The following is a 2,459-nucleotide window of genomic DNA, read 5'->3' on the forward strand; positions in this document are numbered from 1 at the left end:
CCGGCCCGCTGCCGGGCCGCCGGGATACCCGACGCCGTCGGCTTCGCCACGAAACCCGCCCTCGCCGCCCGCATGATCGGCCGCGCCCTGGACGCCGGCGTTGCCGCATCCTGGGTGGCGGGCGATGAGGTCTACGGAGGCAACCCGCACCTGCGGACCGAGCTGGAGAGACGCGAGACCGGCTACGTGCTCGCCGTGGCCTGTGACCACCAGATCACCACCCGAGCTGGCAACTTCCGGGCCGACGTCCTGGTCAAGATGCTGCCGAAGCGGGCCTGGCAGAAACTCTCCGCCGGCGACGGCGCCAAGGGGCACCGCTTCTACGACTGGGCCCTGGCCGACATCGCCGACGACCGGCCGGGCCACCGTCAGCTGCTCGTCCGCCGCAACCGGCGCACCCGTGAACTCGCCTTCTACCGCTGCTACTCAGCAGTCCGGGTTCCGCTGTCCACCCTGGTGCGGGTCGCCGGGCGCAGATGGACGGCCGAGGAGACCTTCCAGTCCGGCAAGGGCCTGGCCGGACTGGACGAGCACCAGGTCAGACGCTGGACGTCCTGGCACCGCTGGGTCACCCTCGCGATGCTCGCCCACGCCTTCCTCACCGTCGTCCGCGCCGACGAACACGCCCGCCACTCGAAGCCGGACGGGCTGATACCGCTCACCTGCAACGAGATCCAGCACCTGTTCACCGCGCTCGCCGTCCGGCCCGTCCACGACGCGACCCACCGGCTCGACTGGTCCCATTGGCGACGCCGCCACCAGGCCCGATCCCAGGCCAGCCACTATCAGCGACAAGCCGCCCAGACATGAAGATCGCGATCTACAGCTGGAGTACTAGTCAAACTGATATCTGATCCAGTCAGTTCCGCCTATCGGAACCACTCCTGCTGCCGCAAGCCGCTTGGCATCTGCCGTGTAGTAATGGCTGGCCACCCGTGATCGCGCGCCCGACATGGTGTTCTCCACCCAAGCGCCCTTACACATGGACTTCCTGGCGCGCTCCCGCAAGCTTTTCCGAACCGGCACGAGTGCCACTTCATCGGTCATAGCCGCCAGGGCCGACTCTCTCAGAATGGCGTCCGATTGCTCACCAAGGTTGATGAATAGAGAGTCCGGATTCCTCTTTACGTAATCGAGGGATGAAGTGGCACCCAGATCGACGGAAGAAGGGTTCAGGGAAATGCGATCAATGCCGTCACTGCATCTCGCCTTTCCATCTTCTTCCCGAACCTCACCCACCAGTTGCACTTGATAGGTGGGGAAGAAGCGCTCCTCCACCAGGGGCATCCCTGAGTCGCGGGCCCACTCCAAGGCCATCTGGTAGATCTCTTGACGGTCACCGTGGAACTGAAGCGTTACTTTCATCGCGACTCGCTAGTTGTAGGCAATGAAGTGCATTGGGATCCCGATACCTTCAAGATTCTGTAGCGCTTCCGCTTCTCGTTTGATTGGGGCACCAGATCGCATCGTCTGCTTTCCGACGTTGATCCCATACATGCTGCCGTCTGATCCTCGATCCACCGCGTGATCTCTGATTGTGCGGTGTGATCGCTTTCGGGGTGGATTCTCGGATTTGGGCAGTGGTGTTTTCCGGATGGCCGTTCCGGTGGCGGGTTCTCCGAGGTCTTTCGGGTCGTGGGCGGGCGGTCGGTCCGGCGGGTCAGGTCTGGGCGCGTTGTCCGGTGGCCGTCCACAGGTCGGTGAAGTCGTCGGCGCAGCGCCAGCGTTCGGGGAGGTGCAGGGTGATGGTGCGGGCGCGGGTGGCGAGGCGGGCCGGGATGTGGATCAGGTGCCGGCGGATGGTGCCGGTCCGCGCCTTGGCGTGGAAGACCGAGGCGAGGCGGCCGGCGGCGCGGGTGAGGTTGTGGGCGGCGGCCGCCAGGGTCAGCCAGGCGGCGTTCGCGGTGGACTTCCCCGAGGGCGGGTGGCCGAGGGCGGAGTCCTCCAGATCGGCAAAGACCTGCTCCACGCAGGCGTGTTCGCGGTGCATCGGCTCGGCCCGGGCCAGGACGAACGGACTGTCGGTGAAGATGACGTGGTGGCGCCAGACCCCGAACAGTTCGGCCTGCCCGTCGGGCACCGACTTCGGGTTCAGCCGCTTGACCCGGCGCACGATCAAGCGGGCCGTGGTGTGGAAGGTCTTCTTCTTGCTGGTGAACGCGGTGAAGGGGATCTCGGCGATCTCCGCGTCGGAGATCCAGCGGTCTTCCTCGCTGTCCCAGATCGCGTTCGTGTATGCGATCGCCGTCCAGGCGTCGGCGGGTATCTGCTCGATCGCGGTGCGGATGGTCTTCTTCACCGCGACCGCGAGGGAGAAGCGCACGCCGGCCTTGCGGCAGACGTCGACGACCTTGTGCGAGAAGTACGCCGAGTCGGCCCGTACGACGATCTGCGCGGTGGTGCCCATGGCCCGCACCGTGGACAGGGCCTCGCGCAGCAGACTGGCCGCCCCCTTCCCG

At 66.1% G+C, this 2,459-nt stretch carries 3 protein-coding genes; 1 reads left to right on the forward strand and 2 read right to left on the reverse strand.

From position 1 onward, the window contains the following. The coding region (locus tag B9S58_RS22535) for an IS701 family transposase (protein ID WP_107494940.1) at positions 1–810 on the forward strand (810 nt) is incomplete at its 5' end. Between the two features lie 24 nt (positions 811–834). Here B9S58_RS22535 and B9S58_RS37545 read toward each other — a convergent pair. Together B9S58_RS37545 and B9S58_RS22540 are read right to left on the reverse strand one after the other, a co-directional pair. After that, a complete protein-coding gene (locus tag B9S58_RS37545; protein ID WP_146063551.1) occupies positions 835–1,365 on the reverse strand; it encodes a hypothetical protein in 531 nt (176 codons plus the stop codon). Between the two features lie 295 nt (positions 1,366–1,660). After that, positions 1,661–2,459 (reverse strand): transposase (locus tag B9S58_RS22540; protein WP_181009339.1); only part of this gene is annotated, 799 nt, incomplete at its 5' end.

Origin of the sequence: Streptomyces sp. SM11, assembly GCF_002910905.1 — a bacterium.
GTDB lineage: Bacteria > Actinomycetota > Actinomycetes > Streptomycetales > Streptomycetaceae > Streptomyces.

Coding starts and splice junctions, on each gene's coding strand:
- B9S58_RS37545 (WP_146063551.1), bottom strand. CDS start 1,365: ATGAAAGTAACGCTTCAGTTCCACGGTGACCGTCAAGAGATCTACCAG.